This is a genomic window from Gluconacetobacter azotocaptans, assembly GCF_014174355.1.
Classification (GTDB): domain Bacteria; phylum Pseudomonadota; class Alphaproteobacteria; order Acetobacterales; family Acetobacteraceae; genus Gluconacetobacter; species Gluconacetobacter azotocaptans.
In genome coordinates, this window is record NZ_JABEQF010000019.1 from 1 (window position 1) to 22567 (window position 22567).

General features: G+C 62.3%; 22 protein-coding genes. 15 read left to right on the forward strand and 7 right to left on the reverse strand.

Annotated elements, in window-relative coordinates:
* Nucleotides 1-874, reverse strand: an 874-nt coding sequence (locus HLH34_RS16865; RefSeq protein ID WP_244960022.1) for an AraC family transcriptional regulator, incomplete at its 3' end; no start/stop codon positions are given.
* Between HLH34_RS16865 and HLH34_RS16870 the strand changes: the two genes are divergently transcribed.
* Nucleotides 873-1439: a DJ-1/PfpI family protein gene (locus HLH34_RS16870; RefSeq protein WP_244960023.1), complete on the forward strand. Its 567-nt coding sequence runs from the start codon at nt 873-875 to the stop codon at nt 1437-1439. The genes HLH34_RS16865 and HLH34_RS16870 overlap by 2 nt on opposite strands.
* A 100-nt stretch (nt 1440-1539) precedes the next feature.
* The gene (locus HLH34_RS16875) at nt 1540-1887 is read left to right on the forward strand and encodes a gamma-glutamylcyclotransferase family protein (RefSeq protein WP_183120732.1); all 348 of its coding nucleotides are present in this window, start codon (nt 1540-1542) and stop codon (nt 1885-1887) included.
* 246 nt (nt 1888-2133) lie between these two features.
* On the opposite strand, the gene HLH34_RS16880 is transcribed toward HLH34_RS16875, so the two are convergent.
* Nucleotides 2134-3189: an aldo/keto reductase gene (locus HLH34_RS16880; RefSeq protein WP_183120733.1), complete on the reverse strand. Its 1056-nt coding sequence runs from the start codon at nt 3187-3189 to the stop codon at nt 2134-2136.
* A 180-nt stretch (nt 3190-3369) separates the two neighbouring features.
* On the opposite strand from HLH34_RS16880, the gene HLH34_RS16885 reads away from it, so the two are divergent.
* From HLH34_RS16885 to HLH34_RS16935, 11 genes are all read left to right on the forward strand, one after another.
* Nucleotides 3370-4290, forward strand: coding sequence for an AraC family transcriptional regulator (locus HLH34_RS16885; RefSeq protein WP_183120734.1), 921 nt, complete (start codon nt 3370-3372; stop codon nt 4288-4290).
* Nucleotides 4291-4472: 182 nt separating this feature from the next.
* On the forward strand, nt 4473-5450 hold the full coding sequence (trbB, locus tag HLH34_RS16890) for a P-type conjugative transfer ATPase TrbB (RefSeq protein ID WP_183120735.1): 978 nt from the start codon (nt 4473-4475) through the stop codon (nt 5448-5450).
* Nucleotides 5447-5779, forward strand: coding sequence for a TrbC/VirB2 family protein (locus HLH34_RS16895; protein WP_183120736.1), 333 nt, complete (start codon nt 5447-5449; stop codon nt 5777-5779). Before trbB ends, HLH34_RS16895 begins: the two co-directional genes overlap by 4 nt.
* Complete coding sequence (locus HLH34_RS16900) at nt 5779-6054, forward strand: VirB3 family type IV secretion system protein (RefSeq protein ID WP_183120737.1); 276 nt, start codon at nt 5779-5781, stop codon at nt 6052-6054. Before HLH34_RS16895 ends, HLH34_RS16900 begins: the two co-directional genes overlap by 1 nt.
* 17 nt (nt 6055-6071) lie before the next feature.
* The gene (trbE, locus tag HLH34_RS16905) at nt 6072-8507 is read left to right on the forward strand and encodes a conjugal transfer protein TrbE (protein WP_183120786.1); all 2436 of its coding nucleotides are present in this window, start codon (nt 6072-6074) and stop codon (nt 8505-8507) included.
* A complete protein-coding gene (gene trbJ / locus HLH34_RS16910; protein WP_183120738.1) occupies nt 8504-9232 on the forward strand; it encodes a P-type conjugative transfer protein TrbJ in 729 nt (242 codons plus the stop codon). Before trbE ends, trbJ begins: the two co-directional genes overlap by 4 nt.
* Nucleotides 9233-9237: 5 nt before the next feature.
* The gene (gene trbL / locus HLH34_RS16915) at nt 9238-10686 is read left to right on the forward strand and encodes a P-type conjugative transfer protein TrbL (RefSeq protein WP_183120739.1); all 1449 of its coding nucleotides are present in this window, start codon (nt 9238-9240) and stop codon (nt 10684-10686) included.
* Nucleotides 10686-11369, forward strand: a complete 684-nt coding sequence (gene trbF / locus HLH34_RS16920) for a conjugal transfer protein TrbF (protein ID WP_183120787.1) — start codon at nt 10686-10688, stop codon at nt 11367-11369. The genes trbL and trbF overlap by 1 nt, the downstream gene beginning before the upstream one ends.
* On the forward strand, nt 11366-12367 hold the full coding sequence (gene trbG, locus HLH34_RS16925; RefSeq protein ID WP_183120740.1) for a P-type conjugative transfer protein TrbG: 1002 nt from the start codon (nt 11366-11368) through the stop codon (nt 12365-12367). The genes trbF and trbG overlap by 4 nt, the downstream gene beginning before the upstream one ends.
* Nucleotides 12364-13536, forward strand: coding sequence for a TrbI/VirB10 family protein (locus HLH34_RS16930; protein WP_183120741.1), 1173 nt, complete (start codon nt 12364-12366; stop codon nt 13534-13536). Before trbG ends, HLH34_RS16930 begins: the two co-directional genes overlap by 4 nt.
* Nucleotides 13533-13766, forward strand: coding sequence for a DUF2274 domain-containing protein (locus HLH34_RS16935; protein ID WP_183120742.1), 234 nt, complete (start codon nt 13533-13535; stop codon nt 13764-13766). Before HLH34_RS16930 ends, HLH34_RS16935 begins: the two co-directional genes overlap by 4 nt.
* Nucleotides 13767-13768: 2 nt before the next feature.
* Here HLH34_RS16935 and HLH34_RS16940 read toward each other — a convergent pair whose 3' ends face one another.
* From HLH34_RS16940 to HLH34_RS16955, 4 genes are all read right to left on the reverse strand, one after another.
* A complete protein-coding gene (locus tag HLH34_RS16940; RefSeq protein WP_183120743.1) occupies nt 13769-14683 on the reverse strand; it encodes a LysR family transcriptional regulator in 915 nt (304 codons plus the stop codon).
* Between the two features lie 6 nt (nt 14684-14689).
* The gene (locus tag HLH34_RS16945) at nt 14690-17755 is read right to left on the reverse strand and encodes an efflux RND transporter permease subunit (RefSeq protein WP_183120744.1); all 3066 of its coding nucleotides are present in this window, start codon (nt 17753-17755) and stop codon (nt 14690-14692) included.
* Nucleotides 17752-18822 (reverse strand): efflux RND transporter periplasmic adaptor subunit, encoded by a 1071-nt coding sequence (locus tag HLH34_RS16950; protein WP_264784474.1) that lies wholly within the window; start codon nt 18820-18822, stop codon nt 17752-17754. The genes HLH34_RS16945 and HLH34_RS16950 overlap by 4 nt, the downstream gene beginning before the upstream one ends.
* A gap of 94 nt (nt 18823-18916) precedes the next feature.
* The gene (locus HLH34_RS16955; RefSeq protein WP_183120746.1) at nt 18917-20437 is read right to left on the reverse strand and encodes an efflux transporter outer membrane subunit; all 1521 of its coding nucleotides are present in this window, start codon (nt 20435-20437) and stop codon (nt 18917-18919) included.
* A gap of 118 nt (nt 20438-20555) precedes the next feature.
* Here HLH34_RS16955 and HLH34_RS16960 point away from each other — a divergent pair, with 118 nt between their 5' ends.
* Nucleotides 20556-20954: an ArsR/SmtB family transcription factor gene (locus tag HLH34_RS16960; protein ID WP_244960024.1), complete on the forward strand. Its 399-nt coding sequence runs from the start codon at nt 20556-20558 to the stop codon at nt 20952-20954.
* Between the two features lie 27 nt (nt 20955-20981).
* On the opposite strand, the gene HLH34_RS16965 is transcribed toward HLH34_RS16960, so the two are convergent.
* Nucleotides 20982-21704, reverse strand: a complete 723-nt coding sequence (locus tag HLH34_RS16965; RefSeq protein WP_183120747.1) for a DsbA family oxidoreductase — start codon at nt 21702-21704, stop codon at nt 20982-20984.
* Between the two features lie 90 nt (nt 21705-21794).
* Here HLH34_RS16965 and HLH34_RS16970 point away from each other — a divergent pair, with 90 nt between their 5' ends.
* Nucleotides 21795-22463: an alpha/beta hydrolase gene (locus tag HLH34_RS16970; protein ID WP_183120748.1), complete on the forward strand. Its 669-nt coding sequence runs from the start codon at nt 21795-21797 to the stop codon at nt 22461-22463.
* Nucleotides 22464-22567: the final 104 nt, after the last annotated feature.

The following is a 22567-nucleotide window of genomic DNA, read 5'->3' on the forward strand; positions in this document are numbered from 1 at the left end:
GATGCCCTCCAAGACGCGGTATGCAGCGCAATCGACGACGTCGGTCACAGTCAAGCCGCCGCCTGCTTTGCTGCCGCCGGATATGAACCAGATTGATCGGATTATGCTCTAGGTCAGATTCCACCTGGGCCAGGGCAAGATCGATTCCAGCTGTAACGCCGGCCGACGTCCATATCGTGCCGTCTCGAATGAAAATTGGATCAGATTCAACGCTTACGGCGGGAAATCGCTGGGCCAGTTCGGTGCAGCGCGACCAATGCGTGGCGGCACGCCTGTTGTCGAGCAATCCGGCTTCTGCCAACAGAAAAGCGCCCGTGCAGATCGAGGCCACACGCCGGGCCGCTTGTGCGCGATCGCGCAGCCACTCCACCAGACCGGGATCAGCGGCGGCCTCACTCACACCGATCCCACCTGCGACCATGAGTGTGTCGACAGGTAGGGTCATGGGCGGCAAAGGGTGCGCTACCAACCCCAGACCGGACGAACTGGTCACGACCGGATGCGCCGCGATCATGACCGGGACGTAAAAGGGGGCCGATCGACCGGAATGTTTGATGGCGACATTCGCGGATCCAAAGACCTGAAGGGGACCGGTGACGTCGAGCAGTTGCACGTTCGGAAAAGCTAGGATCTCGACACGGCGAGACTGGTGCATGACGGCCAAGTTTGGCGGAAAATGAGGGTCATCTGGCATGGCCGCCAGATCCTGCACCGGTATGGTGGTTTCACTCAACCATAGAGAGGCATGATCGCAATGGCGCTGCGTATTGGGTTGATGCTGTTTCCACGGGTACAGCAGTTGGATCTGACCGGACCATATGAAGTTTTTGCCATGCTTTTCGAATTGCCAAGTCGATCTGGTGGCACGAACCATGCAGCCGGTGACGACGGCAACTGGGCTGATCCTGACGCCGACGACAACATTTGAGACGTGCGGAACGTATGACGTCCTGTGCGTGCCGGGAGGCGTAGGGATTACGCCTTTGCTGGAGGATCGGGATGCCTCGGGTTTCGTACGACGACAGGCTGAGACGGCACGCTATGTCACATCCGTCTGCACCGGTGCGCTATTGCTGGGCGCTGCGGGATTGCTGCGCGGGCGGCGTGCCACAACACATTGGAGCGCGCTGGATCTGCTGCCGCTCTACGGGGCCGAGGCAATTCGTGAACGGGTCGTGCGGGATGGGAACCTGATTACCGGAGGTGGGGTAACAGCGGGAATCGATTTCGCTCTGACGTTGACCGGAGAAATTGCCGGACATGAGGCCGCGCAGGCCATTCAGTTGCAGTTGGAATATGCTCCCGCACCCCCATACGATGCCGGAACGCCAGACGGTGCGCCGATGGCCATCGTGGCGCAGACTCGAGTGCGACTGGCGGGAATACGGGCGGAACGAGAGGGCATTGTCCGGCGGAGCATGACTTCCAAGTATTGTTGAACAGATATATTCATTGCGCCTTTTGCATATGACGCGTGTTGCAACAACGTTCTGATATGAAAGTCGAGTAAATTTTACAATATTGGAACAACGAAAACCTATGGAAGAAGAACAGATGATATTTATATTTTCTTACGGAACCTTGCAGAAGGACGAGGTTCAGCTTTCTTCGTTTGGCCGTCTATTGGATGGTCAGAATGACATTCTTGTTGGTTATCGTATGTCGATGGTTGAAATCACAGATCCAGATGTTGTCCGTACCAGTGGAAGCCGGTTTCATCCGGTTGTCGAAGCGAGCGAGAACGATGAAGATGAGGTAAAAGGAAAAGTCTTCACAATTATCGAGGCTGAATTGGCAGATGCGGACCGTTATGAGGTCTCCGATTATAAGAGAATTACTGTTACGCTCCGGTCAGGACGAAATGCTTGGGTTTATGTTCGCGCCTAATTCGAAGAACTGATCTGGCGTTTGTATTGCAGTTGCGCAGCGCGTCATTCTCTAATTTTTTATGGTAGCGATGTTTTTGGAAGGCGCAAATTTGCGGCGGGTTACGTCGGACCAATTTCGAATTCATCACTCTTTATTCAAGTACATGTAAAATTTGACTGTCATAAAGATAAGGCCGGCCCCGCCCAGACGCGGAAGGATGGCGTCCAGTTCTTGCCTTATTGGCGGGGCAGCCTTCTCGATGCATTACGATGTTTTCGGCAACTCCCCAGCACGAGCGCCGGCGCGATAGCCGCTTTGTCGTTCGATCATCCAGCCCGGATATTCCGGCGGCAGGGCGCTGACCGCATCCAGCGTCGTCAGGTCCTCGGGCGACAGCGTGACGGTAGTGGCCGCGATATTGTCCTGCAACTGCTCCGGACGTTTCGCCCCGATGATGACGCTGCTCACCACCTTGCGGTGCAGCAGCCAGGCGATGGCGATCTGCGCCACGCTGCGGCCATGTGCTTCGGCGATGGGGCGCATGGCGTCGATGACCGCGAAGGCCCGGTCGCGATTGACCGGCGGGAAATCGAAGCTGGCGCGCCGACCGTCACCGCTGACCGATGTGCCGTCCCGATGGTATTTGCCCGACAGTAATCCACCTGCCAGCGGGCTCCACACCATCAGTCCCACCTGTTCCTCATCCAGCATCGGCGCGATCTCGCGCTCCAGATCGCGTCCAGCGATGGTGTAATAGGCTTGCAGTGAGCGGATCATCGCCAGGTTCCGGCACTCGGCGATGCCCAGTGCCTTGCTGATCTGCCAGGCCGCCCAGTTGGAGACGCCGACATATCGGACGGCTCCGGAGCGGACCAGCGTATCCAGCGCCTCCATTGTTTCCTCGATCGGGGTGATCGGATCCACGCCATGGATCTGGTAGAGATCGATATGGTCGAGTTGTAGCCGCTTCAGGCTGGCGTGGCATTGCGCGATGATATGCGCGCGTGAGGCGCCACGGGCGTTCGGACCGTCGCCCATCGGTCCCAGCACCTTGGTCGCGACCACGACGTCGTTGCGCACCACGCCGAGGTTGCGCAGGGCCTGGCCGGTGATCTGTTCCGACAGTCCGTTGGAATAGACGTTCGCCGTGTCGAGGAAGTTGATCCCGGCATCGAGTGCTGCGCGGACAAGCGTGTCCGCGCTGTCCTGCGCTAGGCCGCCGATCTGTTCCCAGATGCCCCCCTGACCGCCGAAGGTCATGGTGCCGAGGCAGAGTTCCGAGACCAGGAGGCCGGTACGGCCGAGCGGATTGTATTTCATGGGACGAGATCTCCGCGAGAAAAGACGGACCGCGTGATGCGGCGTAGCGGCATGGTGCTCCCCGGGAAGGGCATCGCGGTAGGAAAATCCCATCGCATTCTTGCCCGATGCTATCAGAAACAGAAACCGCGCCTTGTGCGCCGTTATTCTCACGGGCAGTTTTCTGGCGGAGGGTTATGGATGTTGGCGATCGATCATCTGCGCGATCTTATCGGGCGCCACGTGGCCGGACGGCGCACACCGACCGCCGTGCCCGGCCTCATGCTGTTCCGCTCCGAAAGCCGGTCGGTGCCGCTGAACTGCATCTATCGTTCCCGGCTCTACCTGATCGTCCAAGGCCGCAAGCGGGTCGAGCTTGGAACGCATGCCTTCACCTATGACGACAGCCATTACCTGATCACGACGGTCGATCTGCCGGTCAGCAGCGCGGTGATCGAGGCCAGTCCGCACCAGCCCTATCTGGCGCTCAGCATCGATTTCGATCCGGCGGCGCTGGCGAACCTGCTGCTGTCCGTGCCAGTTGGCGGGGTCAGAGGGGCAGGGGAGGAAGCCGGTCTAGCCGTCGCATCGCTGGACGAGGCATTGCTGGATTCCGTGCGCCGTCTTGTCGCGCTGCTGGATACGCCCGGCGATATTCCGGTTCTCGCTCCGCTGGTGCAGCAAGAAATCTATTACCGCTTGCTGACCGGGCCGCTCGGCGCCCGGCTTCGGGCCATCGCGGTGGCAGACAGCCACATGACCCGGATTGCCCGGGTCATGGCCTGGATGCGGGCGCATTACGCCGAGGATTTCGGGATCGACGATCTGGCGCGCCTTGCTGGCATGAGTGCGCCTTCGCTGTTCCGGCATTTCAAGGCAGTGGCGCTGATGAGCCCGATGCAATATCGCACCTGCATCCGGCTACAGGAAGCGCGGCGGCGTCTGGTGGCGGACGGTGACGACGCGGCGGAAGCCGGTTTCGCCGTGGGTTACGATAGTCCGTCCCAGTTCAGCCGCGACTACCGGCGCATGTTCGGGGTGCCCCCGGCCCGTGATGCCGCCCGGCTGCGGGGGGACTCCATGCTCCTTGCGCAGGAGGTCGAGGAAGAACGCCTTTCCTGAACATGTCTGTCGGGTTTCGTCTGCCGGTTTCGATAAACCGCCAGAAGCAAGTAAAACCCGCATCCGTTACGATCCTGTACGATCGCAGGAAAATGCTGTTGAAAACGGGAGAAAACAGCACTCTTTAATGATCCCCGTCGTCGTCCGGGCAGGCCGGATGACCCCTACGGACGGGGGCTTCCATGGCGGTTACACCGATTGAGAACGGCGCTCGCATGCGTGGCATTTCCATGCTGCGCACGGCCATGGGACCGGCGATCGCGGGATATCTTGCCGATGCGGCCGTCGTCGAGGTGATGCTGAATCCGGACGGGCGGTTATGGATCGATCGGCTGTCCGAGGGGCTATCCGACACGGGCGAGACGATCGCCCCGGCCGATGCCGAACGCATCGTGCGGCTGGTCGCCCACCATGTCGGGGCGGAAGTCCACGAGGCAGTCCCACGTGTGTCGGCTGAACTGCCGACCGGGGCGCGGTTCGAGGGCTTGCTGCCACCAGTGGTGACGGCCCCCAGCTTCGCGATCCGCAAACCCGCCGTCGCCGTGTTCACCCTCGACGATTATGTCGCCGCCGGAATCATGATGGCAGGGCAGGCGGCATATCTCCGCCAGGCTGTTGCCGCGCGCAGGAATATCCTGGTCGCGGGCGGGACCAGTACCGGCAAGACCACGCTGGTCAACGCCCTGCTGGCCGAGGTGGCGAAAACCGGCGACCGCGTCGTGCTGATCGAGGATACGCGTGAACTGCAATGCACGGCGCCGAATCTCATTGCCCTGCGCACCCGCGAAGGTGTCATCACGCTGTCGGATCTCGTCCGCTCCGGTCTGCGCCTGCGCCCCGACCGTATTCCCATCGGGGAGGTGCGGGGCGCCGAGGCACTCGATCTGGTCAAGGCATGGGGTACCGGCCATCCGGGCGGCATCGGCACGCTGCACGCCGGTTCGGTGTTGGCGGCCCTGTATCGTCTGGAGCAGCTGATCCAGGAGGCCGTGGTCACGGTGCCACGCGCCATGATCGCGGAAACCATCGACGTGATCGCCGTGCTTTCGGGACGCGGTAATTCCCGCCGGCTGTCCGAACTCGCCACCGTGGACGGGCTCGATCCCGCCACAGGCTCGTATCGCATTCATCCTGCTTACACCGAAGGAGATTCCCGATGACCCGTGCTCTCTTTCGCGTGCGCCAGCACGCGCCTGCCATTTCCGCCATGCTGCTGCTTTCGGTCGCATGGTGCTCCTCGGCCCTGGCATCCGGGTCGGACATGCCGTGGGAAACGCCCCTGAACGAGATCCTGGAATCCGTGCAGGGGCCGGTCGCCAAGATCATCTCGGTCATCATCATCACCGTAACCGGCCTGACCCTGGCCTTCGGGGAAACATCGGGGGGCTTCCGCCGCCTGATCCAGATCGTCTTTGGCCTGTCGATCGCTTTTGCGGCCAGCTCGTTCTTCCTGTCTTTCTTCTCCTTCTCCGGCGGAGCGCTGATCTGATGGCGGGATATGAGGATGACGCGGTGCCGGGCTTCCATGTCCCGGTGCATAGGTCACTGACCGACCCGATCCTGCTGGGCGGGGCACCCCGAGCCGTGGCCATTGCCAATGGCACACTGGCGGCTGCGATCGCGCTGGGCCTGCGCCTGTGGCTGATCGGGGCCGTGTTCTGGATCGTCGGGCACGGGCTCGCGGTCTGGGGTGCGAAGCGCGATCCGCTATTCATCGAGGTCGGGCGCCGGCATCTCCGTTACCCCGCCTGGCTGCGGGTATAGGGGAGGGGAGATCGGCCATGATGTCCCTTGGCGAATATCGCAATCGCAGTGCCCTTCTATCTGATTTTCTGCCTTGGGCGGCACTGGTGGAAAAGGGCGTCGTCCTCAACAAGGACGGCAGTTTCCAGCGCACGGCGCGCATCCGTGGCCCCGATCTGGACAGCGCCACGCCCGCCGAACTGGTCGGTGTCACCGGGCGGCTGAACAATGCCCTGCGACGTCTGGGCTCCGGCTGGGCGGTGTTTGTCGAGGCGCAGCGTGTCCCCGCCACACTCTATCCCGACAGCGATTTCCCCGATCCCGCCAGCGAGATGGTGGATCTCGAACGTCGTGAGGCATTCGAGGACGAAGGGGCGCATTTCGAGAGTCGGTATTTCCTGACCCTGGTCTGGCTGCCACCGGCGGAATCATCGGGCCGTGCCGAGCGGTTTCTCTATGAGGGCAGGGAGCGCGATGGCCCTGATCCGCATGGGATGCTCCTTGCGTTTGTGGATCGCACGGACCGTATGCTGGCCCTGCTTGAAGGCTTCATGCCCGAGGCGGCGTGGCTGGGTGACGGCGAAACCCTGACCTATCTGCATTCCACCATTTCCACCCGCAACCAGCGCGTCCGGGTGCCGGAAATCCCGATGCACCTTGATGCCCTGCTGGTGGATCAGCCGTTCTCGGGCGGGCTGGAACCAAAACTCGGTGATGCGTTTATCAAAACCCTGACGATCACCGGTTTCCCGTCGCGGACCTTCCCCGGAATTCTGGATGACCTGAACCGGCTGGCGATGCCCTATCGCTGGTCCACCCGGGCCATCCTGCTCGACAAGATGGATGCGACGAAGGTGCTGACCCGCATTCGTCGCCAGTGGTTCGCCAAACGGAAATCGATCGCGGCGATCGTGCGCGAGGTGATGACCAACGAGGCGTCGGCGTTGGTCGACAACGATGCCGCCAACAAGGCGGCCGACGCCGATCTGGCGCTGCAATCGTTGGGCGCGGATGATGTCGGGCAGGCGTACATCACCGCGACCGTCACGGTCTGGGACGGCAGTGCCAGCATCGCGGCCGAGAAGCTCCGCCTCGTCGAGAAGATTATCCAGGGCCGCGACTTCACCTGCATGGCCGAAAGCCTGAACGCGGTCGAGGCGTGGCTGGGATCTCTGCCAGGTCATGTCTATGCCAATGTGCGTCAGCCCCCGGTCTCGACGCTGAATCTGGCGCATATGATCCCGCTTTCCGCCGTGTGGGCGGGGCCAGAGCAGGATGGCCATTTCCGTGCGCCGCCGCTGTTCTATGGTAAGACGGCCGGAGCGACCCCCTTTCGCGTTTCCTTGCATGTCGGCGATGTCGGCCACACGCTGATCGCAGGGCCGACAGGAGCAGGCAAATCCGTCCTGCTGGCGCTGATGGCGCTCCAGTTCCGCCGGTACGCGGGCGCTCAGATGTTTGCCTTCGATTTTGGCGGATCTATGCGTGCGGCGACGCTCGGTATGGGCGGAGACTGGCATGATCTCGGGGGCGGCCTGACCGACGACGCGGACGAGAATGATCCTGCCGTGCCACTCCAGCCGCTGGCGCGGATCGACGATGCCGACGAGCGCAAATGGGCCACGGAATGGCTGGGTCAGATTCTCGTCGGCGAGGGCGTGGCACTGACGCCGAAAGTCAAATCCCATCTCTGGTCGGCGCTGAACTCCCTGGCGTCGTCTCTCGTTCATGAGCGGACCCTGTCCGGGCTCGTAGCACTCCTCCAGTCCAACGCCCTGAAGCAGGCACTGGCTCCTTACTGCCTGGGCGGTCCCTATGGCCGCCTGCTCGATGGGGACGTCGAGCGGCTGGGTGATGCCGATGTGGTGGTGTTCGAGACCGAGGGGCTGATCGGCTCCGGCGCAGCATCATCGGTTCTCTCATACCTATTCCACCGTATCGAAGGCCGTCTGGATGGGCGTCCCACCTTACTGGTCATCGACGAAGGCTGGCTGGTGCTGGATGACGGCGATTTCGCAGGCCAGCTCCGGGAATGGCTGAAAACACTGCGCAAGAAGAATGCGTCGGTGATCTTCGCCACGCAATCCCTGTCCGATATCGCGAACAGCGCCATTGCTCCGGCCGTGGTGGAAAGCTGCCCGACGCGGATCTTCCTGCCCAATGAACGGGCGATTGAGCCGCAGATCATGACGATCTATCGCGATTTCGGGCTGAACCAACGGCAGATCGCCATCATCGCCCGCGCGACCTCGAAGCGGGAATATTACTGCCAGACCCAGCGCGGCAACCGGCTGTTCGAGCTGGGGCTCGGTCCCGTCACTCTGGCGCTCTGCGCCGTCTCCGGCAAGGACGATCACAGGCTGATCGACCAGATACTCGTCGAACATGGCCGTGCCGGATTCCTGCCGGCCTGGTTCGAGGCACGAGGCGTCACCTGGGTCGCTGACCTGTTGCGCGAAGGAGGGGCGTCATGAGGCGCGTCCTGTTCTTTTACGGTGTCGTCGTAATTTCCTTTTCCGCTGTTCCTGCCCGAGCGCAATGGGCGGTGTTTGATAGTGCTAACTTCGGCCAGAACGTGCTACAGGCTGCCCGCGCGTTGCAGCAGATCGACAATCAGATCACGTCGCTTGCCAATCAGGCGCAGATGCTGGTCAATCAGGCGAAGAACCTCGCCATGTTGCCCTTGTCGACATTGTCGACGCTGCAATCAACGATTTCCCAGACGACGGCACTTCTCGCGCAGGCGCAGAACATCGCCTACAGCGTCACATCAGTCGAGCAGCAATACCAGCAGGCGTACACGTCGATCTCGTCCTCCATGTCCGACAGCGCCCTGTTCAGCCAGGCGCAGACGCGGTGGCAGAATGCCGTGGGTGGGTTCGAGGATGCCCTGAAGATGCAGGCCCGCGCTGTCGGCAATATCCCGTCCGACAGCAGCGCCATGACCCAGCTCGTTTCGGCCAGCCAGAGTTCGGCCGGCGCCTTGCAGGCCGCACAGGCCGGTAATCAGTTGCTCGCCCTGCAATCGCGCCAGCTCTCCGACGTGGTGGCCGTGCTGTCGTCCAACGGACGGGCACAGGACCTCGACCGGGCGCGTGAGGCGGCGGCCGAGGCGGAAGGTCAGGCGCAATACGAACATTTCGCGCAGCATGACGCCTACGTGCCCGGCGCCGTCTCTGTGTTCAACGACGGGAACTGACGGTCATGGCGGCTACAGGCATGACGAACGCGGGGGTTATCGACAATTTCCTGAATACGTTCACCACGACGATCGATACCGGCTTCGGTCTGGTGAAGGGTAATGTGGTCTCGCTCGCCGGATCGCTCTCCGTCCTCGACATCGCGCTCGCCGGGCTGTTCTGGGCCTGGGCGGCGGATGAGGACATCATCCAGCGTCTGGTGAAGAAGACGCTCTATATCGGCTTCTTCGCGTTCGTCATCGACAATTTCGACGCACTCTCGAAGAAGATCTTCGACAGTTTCGCTGCCCTTGGCCTGAAGGTCGGCGGCGGAAAGCTCGCGCTCGGTGATTTCTTGCATCCCGGCAGGCTGGCGGCGACGGGGTTTGATGCGGCCCAGCCGCTGCTGGACGCGATGCATCAGTTCCTCGACCCGATCCATTTCTTCACCGGCTTCGCCCAGATCGCGGTGTTCCTGATCTCCTGGTTCATCGTCATGGCGGCGTTCTTCGTGCTGGCCGTCCAGCTCTTCGTGGCGATCGTCGAGTTCAAGCTCACCACGCTTGCAGGGTTCATCCTGATTCCATTCGCGCTGTTCAACCGTACGGCGTTCCTGGCCGAGAAGGTGCTGGGCAATGTGGTGTCCTCCGGCGTGAAGATCATGGTCTTCGCCGTCATCAGCGCCATTGCCTCCACGCTGTTTTCTCAGTTCACCACGTCCTATGGCGACAGCCTGCCGACGATCGGTCAGGCGCTCTCCGTGGTGCTCGCAGCACTCGCGATGATCGGGCTCGCCATGTATGGCGGCAGCGTCGCCAATGGGCTGATTTCCGGTGCGCCCCAGCTTGGCGCGGGAGCGGCGGCCGGGACCGGAATGGCGGTAGGTGCCATGGGAGCCGCTGCCGTGGCTGCCCCTGCCGCCCTGGCATCCGGGGGTGCCGCCGCCCTTGGTGCGACCGCTGCCGCCGCACGGGGAGGTGCTGCGATCGCGGGCGCTGCGACCACCGCATATTCCATGGGAGCTGCGGGGCAGACGGGCGCGGCCGGTATGGCCGCCGCTGCTGGCAATGTCGGTCGTGCTGCCGGCGGCGCTGCCATGAACGCGGCGAAGAGCAAGGTCGGCGCGGCGGCATCCTCATTGAAGGAAAGCTATGCTGCCGGTGGACGCTGGGCCGCCGGTGCGATGGGCGGTGGTGGAGGAAGCGACGGTCCATCAGGTGACGGTAGGTCCTCAGGCCCGTCCGGCGGCGGGGGTGACCCTGGTGCCGGGCCCGCCGGTAGCGGCAACCCCGGTGGCGATGGTCCCGATGGAGGCGATGGCTCCGGCCCGACATCTGATAGCAAGCCACCCCGCTGGGCGCGGAAGATGAAGCGCCGGAATGCGGCCGCCCATGCGGTGGAAGCCGCAAATGTCATCCGCTCCGCCGATGGCGGCGGCGGGTCCGCCTCCATCGATCTCTCGGAGAAAGAATGATGTTCCGTCGCTCCACCACACGCTACGGGACCACACCCGAGCCAGTGACACCCTATCAGAAAGCCGCCCAGATCTGGGACGAACGCATTGGCTCCGCCCGCGTCCAGGCGCGCAATTGGCGGCTGATGGCCTTCGGCGGCATGCTTCTCTCGGCCGGTCTCGGGGGCGCGCTGATCTGGCACTCCGCGCGCGGCACGATCGTGCCCTGGGTGGTGCAGGTCGACAGGCTCGGCCAGGCACAGGTCGTGGCCCCGGCGACAGGGGGCTACACGCCTGCAGATCCGCAGATCGCCTGGTATCTGGCGCAGTTCGTTCATGACGTGCGGTCCCTGTCGTCCGACGCTGTGGTGGTCCGGCACAACTGGCTTCGTGCCTATGACTTCACCACGACATCCGGCGCGGTTGCCCTGAACGATTACGCCCGCCTGAACGATCCGTTCTCGCGCATCGGGCATGAACAGGTCGAGGTGGACATCGCCTCGGTGATCCGGGCATCGCCCGGTAGCTTCCGCGTCGCCTGGACCGAGCGCCATTACCGCGACGGCGCCTTTACCGGCACCGAACGCTGGACCGCCCTCGTCTCGGTCGTTTTGCGCACGCCCCGCGATGCCGATCATCTGCGGAAAAATCCCCTTGGAATCTATGTCTCTGCCATCAACTGGTCGAAGGAGCTCGGACAATGATCCGCATGGTCATGCGCGCGTTGCCGCTGATGCTGCTCGCCCTGTCCGCTTGTGCGGGGCAGTATCATCCGCCTGTCATTCGCTACGATGATGCGGCTAAGGCGACACATCTGCCCGACCCACCGAAACCGGTGCAGGTCGTGGAGGTGCCACAGCCACTCCCGCTGCCTGGGCAGCTCAAGCCGCTGCCGTCACGACGTTCTGGGCGCACCGCCCCCGAAGTCGCCGACCCGACCATGCGCGTGACCCAGGCCAATCTGGCGGCGCGCATCCAGCCCACGCGGGCTGGGTTCATCAACGCGGTGCAGGTCTATCCCTACAGCGCGGGTGCGCTCTATCAGGTCTATGCCTCACCTGGTGAAATCACAGACATTATGCTCCAGCAGGGCGAGAAGCTGGTCGGTACGGGGCCGGTTGCGGCCGGCGACACGGTGCGCTGGATCATCGGTGATACCGAGAGCGGGGCAGGGGCGACGAAGCGCATCCATATCCTGGTCAAGCCGACCCGACCGGATTTGACCACCAACCTGATCGTGAACACCGATCGCCGGACCTATCTGGCCGAACTGCGCTCCACCCCCGCCACCTATATGGCGTCGGTATCCTGGGACTATCCCGAGGATGACCTGATCGCCCTGCATAGGCAGGACAGTGTCGCAGATGACGATGCTCCCGTTGAAACGGGCCTCAATCTTGATGCCCTGAATTTCCGCTATGCCATCCAGCCGGTGAAAGGGGGTACACCGCCCTGGCTGCCCAGCCGGGCCTTCGATGATGGCCATAAGGTCTATATCGCCTTCCCATCGGGAATAGGGCAGGGGGAACTACCGCCGCTCTTCGTGCTGGGGGCAGACGGCGGTCCGGAACTGGTCAATTATCGTGTCCGGCAGAACTGGATGATCGTGGACCGGCTGTTTGCCGCCGCTGAACTGCGACTGGGCGACAAACACTCCGAGCAGCGCGTGCGGATCGTGCGCACCGACGGGCGGCCGACATGACGGGGCAGGACCAGGCTGCCGGCGGGACGTCCGCGCCACTTCCATCACCTCCCGATCTGCGCCTGCGGGCGGAAGGGCCGCGCGTGGTACGCCTTAACCGCACCGTGGTCTGGGCGCTCGGCGGGGTGGGCATGCTTACCCTCGGTCTCGCGCTCGGCTACGCGCTGGAGAACAGCAGCCATAAAACTTCATCCGCCGCCAGCCAGGACACGGATGCCCGTCCGTCCGCCGATGGGCTGGCGCGGTTGCCCTCCGACTATGTCGGCAATGGCGTGCCAAAGCTCGGCCCCGCACTGTCCGGTGATCTGGGGCACACCATCCTGAAAGCGCAGCAGCAGGGGCGAGCAGCATCCGGCGGGGAGGATCGCCGTGCCGCACAGGAAATTGAGGCCGCGATCGCCAGCCGTCTGTTCGTGCAGACGGGTGAACGTGACCGCGCCAGCGAACAGGCCACCCCGCCCACGCCGGGCGCTCTTGCCTCCCCGGGGCGGGCGCCCACCACGACCGGGCCACAGGCTGGGAACCTTGCCTTTCCGGAAGGGCAGCCCGACCGCTCGACAACCAGCCCGGACCGTATCGCACCTCCTGCCTCGCCCTATATCCTTCAGGCGGGCACGGTGATCGCGGGGGCGCTGAACACGAAAATCAGCTCCGACCTGCCGGGCCAGGTCACCGGCCATATCACGCAGAACGTCTATGATAGCCCGACCGGACGCTATCTCCTGATCCCGCAGGGCAGCACCTTGTTCGGAGCCTATAACAGTGGGATTTCTTTCGGGCAGCAGCGCACCCAGATCATCTGGACCCGACTGATCTTCCCGGACGGCGAGAGCCTGGTCCTGGAGAAACTGCCGGGTGGAGACGCCATCGGCCAGTCAGGTCTGTCCGATGAGGTCAACAACCATTGGGGTCAGCTCTTCAAGGCTGCCCTGGTCACGACCCTGCTCAGCATCGGTTCGGAAGCGGGCACGTCATGGAACGAGAACAATCTGATGCAGGCGATCCGCAGTGGGGCATCGAACGGTTTCTCGATGGTCGGCAACCGGCTGATCGACCGCAGTCTGAACGTCCAGCCGACGCTCACCGACCGGCCGGGACTGCCCTTCACCGTCATTCTCAGCCGCGACCTGTTGCTCAAACCCTATCAGAACGGAGGAAATCCTCGATGACAGAATTGAAGATCAGGGAAATCCCCGACGAGAAACCGGTGAAAATGACTGTGGCCTTACCTGCCGATCTTCATCGTGATCTGCTTGCCTACGCAGCGCTTCTTTCCGGCAATGATGGGGCGACGGATCCGGTCCGGCTGGTCGCGCCCATGCTTCGGCAGTTCATGATGTCGGACAAGGGGTTCGCCAAAGCACGGAGAAAGGGGAAAGGAACGTCGTCGGAAAAATAGCTTCATGGTCTGTGGACTTCGATATAGCGGGCGAAGCTCAGGGCGCAGGGATTTTCATTGTCAGGTCGCCAGACGATCCCGAATTCCAGATGGGAGGAGCCGCCCGCGTCCCGGATTTCCGTGATCGCGATGTCATGGCCATGCCGATCGCGGATCAGCGGCAGCCACGAGGCGGGAAGCAGGGCGACGCCTTCGTGGTTCTGGACGAGTGCGACGATCCTGTTGCTGCCGATATCATGACGCCGGATCTTCGGCCGGATGCCCGTCTCCCCAATCTTACGCAGGATGAGTGTCTCGAAGTCCTGGCCTGCGTTGTCACGTCCTGTGAGAAATGTTTCATGACGCAGGTCCGTCCAGGATAATTCCGGCCGTGTCGCGAGAGGATGATCGGCGGGGAGTGCGGCCACGATGCGTTCGCTCCACAGAGGCGTGACCCGCAAGGCGGGCGCCAGGTCGCGGCGTGTGACGACCGCGAAATCGATCTGTCCGCGCTGGAGACGGCGCAGCAGTCTTTTGCCAGTGCCTTCGGAATAGCGAAAGGCGATATCGGGATGTGTGGCACGGAACTCCGCCGTGAAGGCCGAGAGCCGTCCTGGCAGGACGCAAGTCTGGATGCCGATCGAGATCTGGCCATTCTCGCCCTTGCCCGTCCGCCGAGCGCGGGCGTTCATGCCGGCCACATTGTCCAGGATCGTCTGGCTCCAGCGGATGAATTCCTGACCGAACATGGTTGGGGCAGCGCCCGTCGGGGAGCGGATGAACAGCCTGACATCAAGCCGCTCCTCGAGGTTGTGCAGGGACCGGCTGACGGCAGATTGTCGGGTATTCAGGAAACGCGCCGCGCCGTGGATACTGCCGTGCTCGGCGATTGCCCGCACGCACAGAAGTTGCCAGAGATCGAATGGCGGACGGCGCATGGCCTGTCACACCGTCTTGCCACGGCGCGGCTTGATGACCGTATAGACCGAGGGCAGCACGAAGAGCGTCATGGTCGTGCCGACGATCATGCCGACGACAATCACCGTTCCCAGTCCGAAGCGACTGTTCGCGCCCGCACCCGTGGCGATGACCAGGGGCGCAAGACCCACGACCATTGCAGCTGTAGTCATGATGATCGGGCGGAAACGGATGGCGGCGGCCGTCTCGATTGCTGTCCTGCGGTCTACATTGTCACGATGAAGGATCTCGTTTGCGAACTCGACCATCAGGATGCCATGCTTACTGACCAGTCCGATCAGCGTAATGAGTCCGATTTCGGTATAGATATTTAAGGTCGTCACACCGAGAGCGAGCGGAATAAGGGCGCCGAACACGGATAACGGCACACTGACAAGGATGATGACCGGGTCGGTGAAGCTGTTGTACTGAATCGACAGGACGAGATAGATGGCAATCAGTGCGAAAAGGAATGCAAAAATGAGCGCGTTTCCTTCCTGTACATACTGTCGTGAATCAGACTGCCAGTCATAGCTGTAGCCGGGCGGGAACTCCGCCGCCTTTGCCTTCAGGAAGCTCACGGCGTCACCCATCGTCACGCCTTTGGCGAGAATGGCCTGAAACGTGGCCGAATTCTGCTGGCCGAACTGGGGCAGGCGGTTGGGCTCCACATCGACGCGCACGCTGGCCAAGGCTGACAGCGGTACCTGACGGCCATTCTGGTCGCGCATGTAGTAGGTCTTCAGGGCATCTGGTGTCAGGCGGGACAGGGGAACGGCTTGCGGGATCACGTCATAGGACCGGCCATAATAGCCAAAGCGATTGACGTAGTTTTCCCCGATCAGCGTGTTCAGTGCGTTGCCGATCCGCTCCATACGGATCCCGAGCGCATTGGCTTTGGTCCGATCGACCGTGACCCGGACAACCGGATTATCGAAGGCGAGGTCGCTATCGACCACGGCAAACAGACCGCTTTTAGAGGCTTCTTCCCGCAGGTGTGACATGACGCTGAAGACGTTGCGATAGCTGTCATCGCTGCGGACGACCATCTGGACTGGCAGGCCGCCGGTTGAACCCGGCAGTGCCCCCATCTGGAACACGAAGACGCTGGTCCCCTGGATGGAAGCAACACGCTGTTGCAGGTCCATCTGGATCTGATCGGCGTTACGCTTCCGCTTGCCCCAATCATCGAGATTGACACCGCCAACGCTGTTGGCGATCCCGTCAATTCCGTTCATCTGCCAGTGGCTATGGCCTTCCGGGATTTCAGACATCTTCTCGTAAAGCGTCTGGGCGTAGGTCTCGACATAATGAAGATTGGCGTATTGCGGAGCCTTGACCGCCGTATAGACGATGTCCTGGTCCTCATTGGGTGCCAGTTCGCTCTGCGAGACATGCAGCATGACCGGAATAAGAAGGAAGATTACCGCCGCCGTGCCGAGTGGAACCCAGCGATGTCGTAGCGAAAAATCGAGAACGGTTTCATAGCGCGCGGTCATGAAACCGAAGGCGCGCTCGGCCATCCGCTCCATGAAGCCTTCCTTCTCTTTCGCTTTGAGCAATTTTGCGCTCATGAGCGGCGACAGGGTGAGTGCAACGACTCCGGAGACGATGACGGACCCGGCCAGCGTGAGCGCGAATTCCCGGAACAGCGTGCCCGTCAGTCCGCCCATGAAAGCGATCGGGGCGTAAACCGCCGTGAGCGTAAGGGTCATTGCGACAACAGGGCCTGCAACCTCACGCGCCCCGAGTAACGCAGCGTCGAAGGGGGATTTGCCCTCTTCGATATGGCGATGGACGTTCTCGATCACGACGATGGCGTCATCGACCACGAGCCCGATGGATAGCACCATCGCCAGCAGGGTGAGCAGATTCAGACTGAACCCGAAGGTATACATCAGCCCGACCGCGCCAAGCATCGAGAGGGGTATGGTGGCGATCGGTACGATCACCGCCCGCACGGTACCGAGGGAGAGGTAAATCACAAGGATGACGATGAGCAGCGCCTCGATGAAGGTCTCGGTCACTTCATCGATCGACGCCTGAATGAAATGTGCGGTCTCGTATGGGACGCGGACATCAATTCCCGGCGGAAGCGTCGCCTTGAGTTTCGGCATGATCTCGTTGAGACGCGAGATGATCGTAAGCGGATTGCCCGTCGGCGACGGCTCCAGGCCCACGAAGATCGAAGGGCGGGGCGTCGGCTTGCCATTCGGCGGCCGAAGCGTGCTGGTCTGCGAACTGGTGTCCGTATTGTCCGGCCCCAGTTCTGCTCGCCCGATGTCCCGCACCCGGATAACCCGGCCACCGGTCGAGCGCAGCACCATGTCGCGGAATTCCTCGACGGTTTTTAGATCCGTGTTGAGGTTGATATTGCTGATCGTATAAACGCCGCGGATCCGTCCGGGTGCGGCCTGAAAATTGTTCTCCCGGATGGCCCGTGCCACGTCCTCGCCAGTCATGTCGTTGGCGGCCAGTTTCTCGGGGTCGAGCCAGAGGCGCATCGAAAGGCGCTGCTCTCCGAAATAACTGATCTCGGATACACCCTCTATGCCCGAGAGCATCGGTGCTGCGACCCGGTGAATATAATCCGAGATTTCGTAGAGAGGGCGCGTCGTGCTGGCGAAACCGATATAGGCGACGGCGGTGAAGCCGCCCGAGGTGCGTTTGATGACCGGATCATACGCGCCTTCCGGCAACCGGTATTTGACGGCGTTCACCTTGGACATGACGTCGGTCAGGGCGCGCATGGAATCATAATTCAGCATCATGCGCACCGTCACCACGCTGAGGCCCTGCGTCGTGGTGGAGGAAAGATAATCAATGCCCTCGACGGACGCGACGGCCTCGCTGATCGGCTGGGTCACGAAGCCCTGCATGAGGTCCGATGATGCCCCCGGATAGCGGGTCGAGATCAGGATCGTGGAGGTTTCGAGGGTTGGATATTGACGTGTTGCGATGGAATTGAAGCCCTTGATCCCGAAGAGAACAATCAGGATCGTCACGACGATCGCGAGGACAGGCCGCCGAAGGAAGCGATCAGTAAAACTCATTGTGCCAGCTCCCGCAGGCCGGCCAGAGGCAGGACTTCCGGAATCTCGCGCACCTTCACGCCGGTGACGAGGCGGTTCTGGCCGCTGGTTACGACACGGTCGTCCGGCTTCACCCCGTCATCGATGACCACCCATCCGTTGCGGCGGTCGCCCGCGCGTACAGCCGTCGCGGTGACGGTCGGACCATCGGTGGACGGCTGCTCGACGAAAAGCGTCTCTCCGTAGGCGGTATAGGTGACGGCGGTTTCCGGGACCACGAGGTGTGGCGCCACCTTCGCGGCAATGGAGACATGGGCGTAGGTGCCCGGATGCAGGTCGGCCGGCGGCGCGTCGAGCAGGGCCTGAATGGAGAGCGTATGCGAACCGTCGATGCGCGGGTCGATGGTGGTGACCGTGGCGGTGAAATCCTGCCCCGGCGTCGTGTCGAATGTCAGGTGGACGGTCTGCCTGAGCTGCACGCTGGCTGCGTTCTCCTCGGCGAGGATGAAGTTCACTCGCATTCGGGCGTAGGACGTCAGCGTGGCGATGGCATCACCCGGATTCAGATACTGGCCGAGATTGATCTGTCTGATCCCGACGGAGCCGTCGAAGGGCGCGCGGATATGCTTCTGGTCGATCACCGCCTGCACTCTGGCGACATTGCCTTTCGCGGCTTCGAAGCGTGCCGTGGCTGTCTCCAGATCCTCGTGGCTCTCTACGCCGGTGCGGATGAGAGAGCGGGCACGGGCGAGATCAGCTTCGGCCGCCCGCAGTTCGCCGCTCTGGCGGATCAGCTCGCCCTGTTCCGGCGCGTCATTGAGGACCAGGAGCAACTGGCCTTTCCGGACGGTCGCCCCGGAATCGAAATCCAGTTCGGTGATCCGGCCGGCGATTTCAGGGGAGAGCGTTACCCCCTGGAACGGCTCGACCTGACCGATCGTCTCGATATGGGCGGCGAAAGGGACGGGTCTGACCGGCCAGACGGAGACCGCTGTTGCCGGAGTGTCGGCAGCCCTGCCGACGGCGGGCAGGGACATCAGCACCGCTAGAGCGGTGGCATGGTGCCAGGGGACGGAGAAGCGTCGCACAGATATCTCCCGAAATTATTATTATACGCGGATATACGTATCTAAAGCGCTGGAAAATCCGAACATTAGAGGCCGAACGTGCATCAGATGCCGGTCATCGCGCCGCGAGCCGGACAGATCGCCACTGATCGGGTGTGACATGAGCATCGGCCAGCCCACCGCCCGTCGCCACCATGATCCGTACCGTCTGACGGAACATCTCGGTCTGTGCCCGGACGGTGTTCTGGCGCGCGAGCAGAACGAGCCGTCGGGCGTTGATCGGCTGGAGGATGGTCTCCCGGCCCGCCTGATACCCGGCCTGGCTCAACGTCAGCGCATCATCGGCCGAGGTCAGGGCCTGTCGCAGGTTGTCCAGTTCCGTCGAGGCGTTCTTCAGGCCGTTCAGGCCATCGGCGACTTCGCGGAAGCCATTGATGACTACTGATTGGTAATGATCGAAAGCGATCCGGTAATCCTCTTCCGCCTGTTTTTTCCGGGCCATGAGGGTGCCGCCATGGAACAGCGGCAGAGCCGCACCGCCGATCAGGCGCCATGCCGCGCCGGCGGGGCCGCCCATCAGACCCTCGGCGGCGACGGCCGCGCTGAGGGTCAGGCGGGGATAGAGGTCGGCGGTCCGGACGCCGATTTCGGCATTCGTCGCGCGCATCATGGCTTCGGCACCGATGATGTCCGGGCGGGCATGCACGAGTTCGGATGGCACCACCACGGGAATGTCCGAAGGCAGGTTGAAATCGGCAAGGGTCAAGGTCGGTGCGGTCCAACCAGCCGGCGAATGCCCGGTCAGGACGGCCAGCGTCGTTCGCGCGGCCTCAAGAGCATTGATCAGCGGCGGCAGGAGAGACTGGTCGTGCGCCAGTTGTGCTTCGGCGGTCACGACATCCAGCCGGGGCCTCCTACCCGCCTGCCAGGCGAGTGTCGCCAGCCGAAGCGTTTCCCGGTCAGTGTCGATCACACCCCGGATCACGGTGATCTGGTCTGCTGTCGAGGCCGCTTCGAAGGCGGTCAGGACCGTGTCGCCAACCACCAGCAGCATCGTGACATCACGGCGCTCCCGTTCGGCATCTTTCTGTGCGCCGGCCATCTGCACCAGACGGTGGTTACCGCCAAAAATGTCGGGGTCATAGGAAACGTCGAGACCGGCCGAATAGGCGGAGAAGGCCGGGAAGGTCCACGCCCAGGGGCCGAACAGGGCTGCCCCGTATTCCTGTCGCCCCTCGCTACCGGTGGCGTCGATCTGGGGCATCAGACTGCCTTGGGCGGCATGGAGCCCCTCAGCCGCCTTGCGCAGGTTGGCCTGGGCCGCCTGGATCGACCAATTGTTCCGAAGTGCCTCGGTGACGAGGGCATCCAGCCGGGGCGAGCGAAAGAGACGCCACCAGTCGGAACCTGGCTTTCCGGCGACCTGATACGGGGAGTTGGCCGAAGCGACGGTCGCTGTTTCCGACCGGGTTTCGCCGATTGTTGCGGCATCCGGTGGCTGGGGGGCCTTATAGGTCGGGCCGACTGTGCAGCCTGTGAGGCCCGGCACCAGAGCAACGAGAATCAGCTGGGCCGCGCGTGATGCGGCGGCGACCCGCTTTGGCCTCTGGGTATGGAGCAGGAAATTGGGTGGCAAGGCGGCCTCCGGTCGTCATGAACGAGTCTCATTGATACGAATATAGACGTACATACGGATTAAAAGCCAGTCTTATTGGGACACAGGCTTATGATGGGGGTTCGGAAGCAGCGTTTTCTTGACCCGCTCCCATGATACGCGTACCAATCCACACATGATCGCACGCCATCCGAAACGCGAGGATATCCGGCTCGAAGCCGTGCTGACGGCATTGGGTAATCCCATCCGCCTTGCTGCGGTGCGGACGATCGCCGTGGGGGGCGAACATCCGTGCTGCGATGTGCTCCCACAGATTCCGAAATCCACCATGACGCATCACTGGCGCGCCCTGCGTGACAGCGGTGTGGTCTGGCAGCGCCATATCGGTCGGGAGTATCGTCTTGAGTTGCGGCGCGAGGATCTGGACAGTCGGTTTCCCGGTCTGCTGGACTCCATCCTCGGCCCGCTTGTCAGTGATCCGCTCACGCAGGAGACGATCGCCGAATACGACCGCTCCCGTCAGGGTGCGCCGGCCTGACGGGAGCACTGACAGTACGGCCTTTGCTCAGAGATTACTGGCATCGGAAGGCGGACTGACGCATCCCGTGCTGTCGCAGGTCATGCCGGTGGTAGGATTCTCGACTACCGTTTTGCGTGCCTCGTTCCATGACTGGTGCAGGGCGGTCAGCAATTGGGCTTTCGGCTGCGCGCCTGAAAGAGCGTAGGCACCGTCGAAGACAAAGAAGGGCACGCCGTGAATGCCTGCCTGTGACGCATGGGTTTCATCATGCCTGACATCTTCCGCGAAGTCGGTGCCCATCAGCATGGCGCGCACGGCGTTGCCATCAAGACCGACATCCTGCGCAAGGCCGACAAGCACATCATGGTCGGCGAGGGGAAGATTGTCGGTGAAATAGGCCCGGAACAGCCGCTCCGTCATGTCCGCACCGCGTTCGTGCTGCTCGGCGAATTTGGTCAGCCGGTGCGCGTCGAAGGTGTTGGTGTAGCGGACCGAGGCATAACGCATGTCGAGACCGCATCTCTCGCCCATGGATGTGATGTGGTCGATCATGGCCTGGGCGTCGCTCCGGCTTTTGCCGTATTTCCGCATGATGCGGTCGAGCGTTGTTGTGGTCACCGCCGGACCCGACGTCGGATCGAGTTCGAAGGCGCGGAAGACGATCTCGATTTCACGGGCATGTTCGAATTCGGCCAGGGCGGCTTCGAGAAACCGCTTGCCGATATAACAGTAGGGGCAGGCATAGTCGGACCAGATTTCGAGTTTCATGACAGCCTCCGCATGCTTGATAATGTACGATTATACCCGTACCATAGTTTCATCAAGCATTACGAACGCCAATGGTGAAGGGAGCAGGGGATGAAGCCGCTGAAAGCGCTGGAGGTCGAAACCGGGAAAAATCCCGTCGCGTCGATCATCCTCATTCACGGCCTGGGGGCGAGTGGCCGGGATCTGGCGCCCATTGCTCAGGCGTTTGATCTGCGCTCCGTTGGGTCGGTCCGGTTCATTTTTCCCAATGCGCCCGTCCGACCGGTTTCGGTCTGCGGCGGCGAGCGCATGCCGGCGTGGTATGACCTTCTCGCGACTGACCTGCTTCTACGGGAAGATGAGGCAGGGCTCCGTGACGCCCAGGCCTATCTGGCGAGCCTGATCGACCAGGAAGTCGCGCGCGGCATTCCGTCCCGGCGCATCGTGATCGGTGGGTTTTCCCAGGGCTGTGCGACGTCACTGATGACCGGGTTGCGCTACCCTTTACCCTTGGCAGGGATCGCCGGTCTGTCCGGCTATCTGCCGCTGGCCGGGCAGACGGGAAGGGAGGCAACAGAGGCCAACCGGGCAACGCCGGTTTTTCTGGCACACGGTGAGGGCGACACGGTCGTGCCGCTGGCGGCGGCTCGCCTCGCACGGGACTGGCTGCGTGCCGAGGGGCATGACGTTGCCTGGCATGTGTATCCGATGGCGCATGAGATCATCGGTGCGGAGATTGCCGATCTCAATACCTGGTTGATAGGGTGTCTCGTGTCATGATGGTATCGGTCAAGGGGAGTCCTTGTGACGCATCTCAGACTTTAATGGCCCAAGTGGGGGCAGGCTGAGGCCTTTACAGAGCCTCTGGTCCATGATAGAACAAA

Bases quoted from the DNA above. Each gene is read 5' to 3' on its own strand.
- HLH34_RS16880 (WP_183120733.1), bottom strand. From the start codon at position 3,189: ATGAAATACAATCCGCTCGGCCGTACCGGCCTCCTGGTCTCGGAACTC.
- HLH34_RS16900 (WP_183120737.1), top strand. From the start codon at position 5,779: ATGGCGGGATATGAGGATGACGCGGTGCCGGGCTTCCATGTCCCGGTG.
- trbG (WP_183120740.1), top strand. From the start codon at position 11,366: ATGATCCGCATGGTCATGCGCGCGTTGCCGCTGATGCTGCTCGCCCTG.
- HLH34_RS16930 (WP_183120741.1), top strand. From the start codon at position 12,364: ATGACGGGGCAGGACCAGGCTGCCGGCGGGACGTCCGCGCCACTTCCA.
- trbF (WP_183120787.1), top strand. From the start codon at position 10,686: ATGTTCCGTCGCTCCACCACACGCTACGGGACCACACCCGAGCCAGTG.
- HLH34_RS16965 (WP_183120747.1), bottom strand. From the start codon at position 21,704: ATGAAACTCGAAATCTGGTCCGACTATGCCTGCCCCTACTGTTATATC.
- HLH34_RS16895 (WP_183120736.1), top strand. From the start codon at position 5,447: ATGACCCGTGCTCTCTTTCGCGTGCGCCAGCACGCGCCTGCCATTTCC.
- trbJ (WP_183120738.1), top strand. From the start codon at position 8,504: ATGAGGCGCGTCCTGTTCTTTTACGGTGTCGTCGTAATTTCCTTTTCC.
- HLH34_RS16870 (WP_244960023.1), top strand. From the start codon at position 873: ATGCAGCCGGTGACGACGGCAACTGGGCTGATCCTGACGCCGACGACA.
- HLH34_RS16875 (WP_183120732.1), top strand. From the start codon at position 1,540: ATGGAAGAAGAACAGATGATATTTATATTTTCTTACGGAACCTTGCAG.
- HLH34_RS16885 (WP_183120734.1), top strand. From the start codon at position 3,370: ATGTTGGCGATCGATCATCTGCGCGATCTTATCGGGCGCCACGTGGCC.
- trbL (WP_183120739.1), top strand. From the start codon at position 9,238: ATGGCGGCTACAGGCATGACGAACGCGGGGGTTATCGACAATTTCCTG.
- HLH34_RS16935 (WP_183120742.1), top strand. From the start codon at position 13,533: ATGACAGAATTGAAGATCAGGGAAATCCCCGACGAGAAACCGGTGAAA.
- trbB (WP_183120735.1), top strand. From the start codon at position 4,473: ATGGCGGTTACACCGATTGAGAACGGCGCTCGCATGCGTGGCATTTCC.
- HLH34_RS16970 (WP_183120748.1), top strand. From the start codon at position 21,795: ATGAAGCCGCTGAAAGCGCTGGAGGTCGAAACCGGGAAAAATCCCGTC.
- HLH34_RS16940 (WP_183120743.1), bottom strand. From the start codon at position 14,683: ATGCGCCGTCCGCCATTCGATCTCTGGCAACTTCTGTGCGTGCGGGCA.
- trbE (WP_183120786.1), top strand. From the start codon at position 6,072: ATGATGTCCCTTGGCGAATATCGCAATCGCAGTGCCCTTCTATCTGAT.
- HLH34_RS16945 (WP_183120744.1), bottom strand. From the start codon at position 17,755: ATGAGTTTTACTGATCGCTTCCTTCGGCGGCCTGTCCTCGCGATCGTC.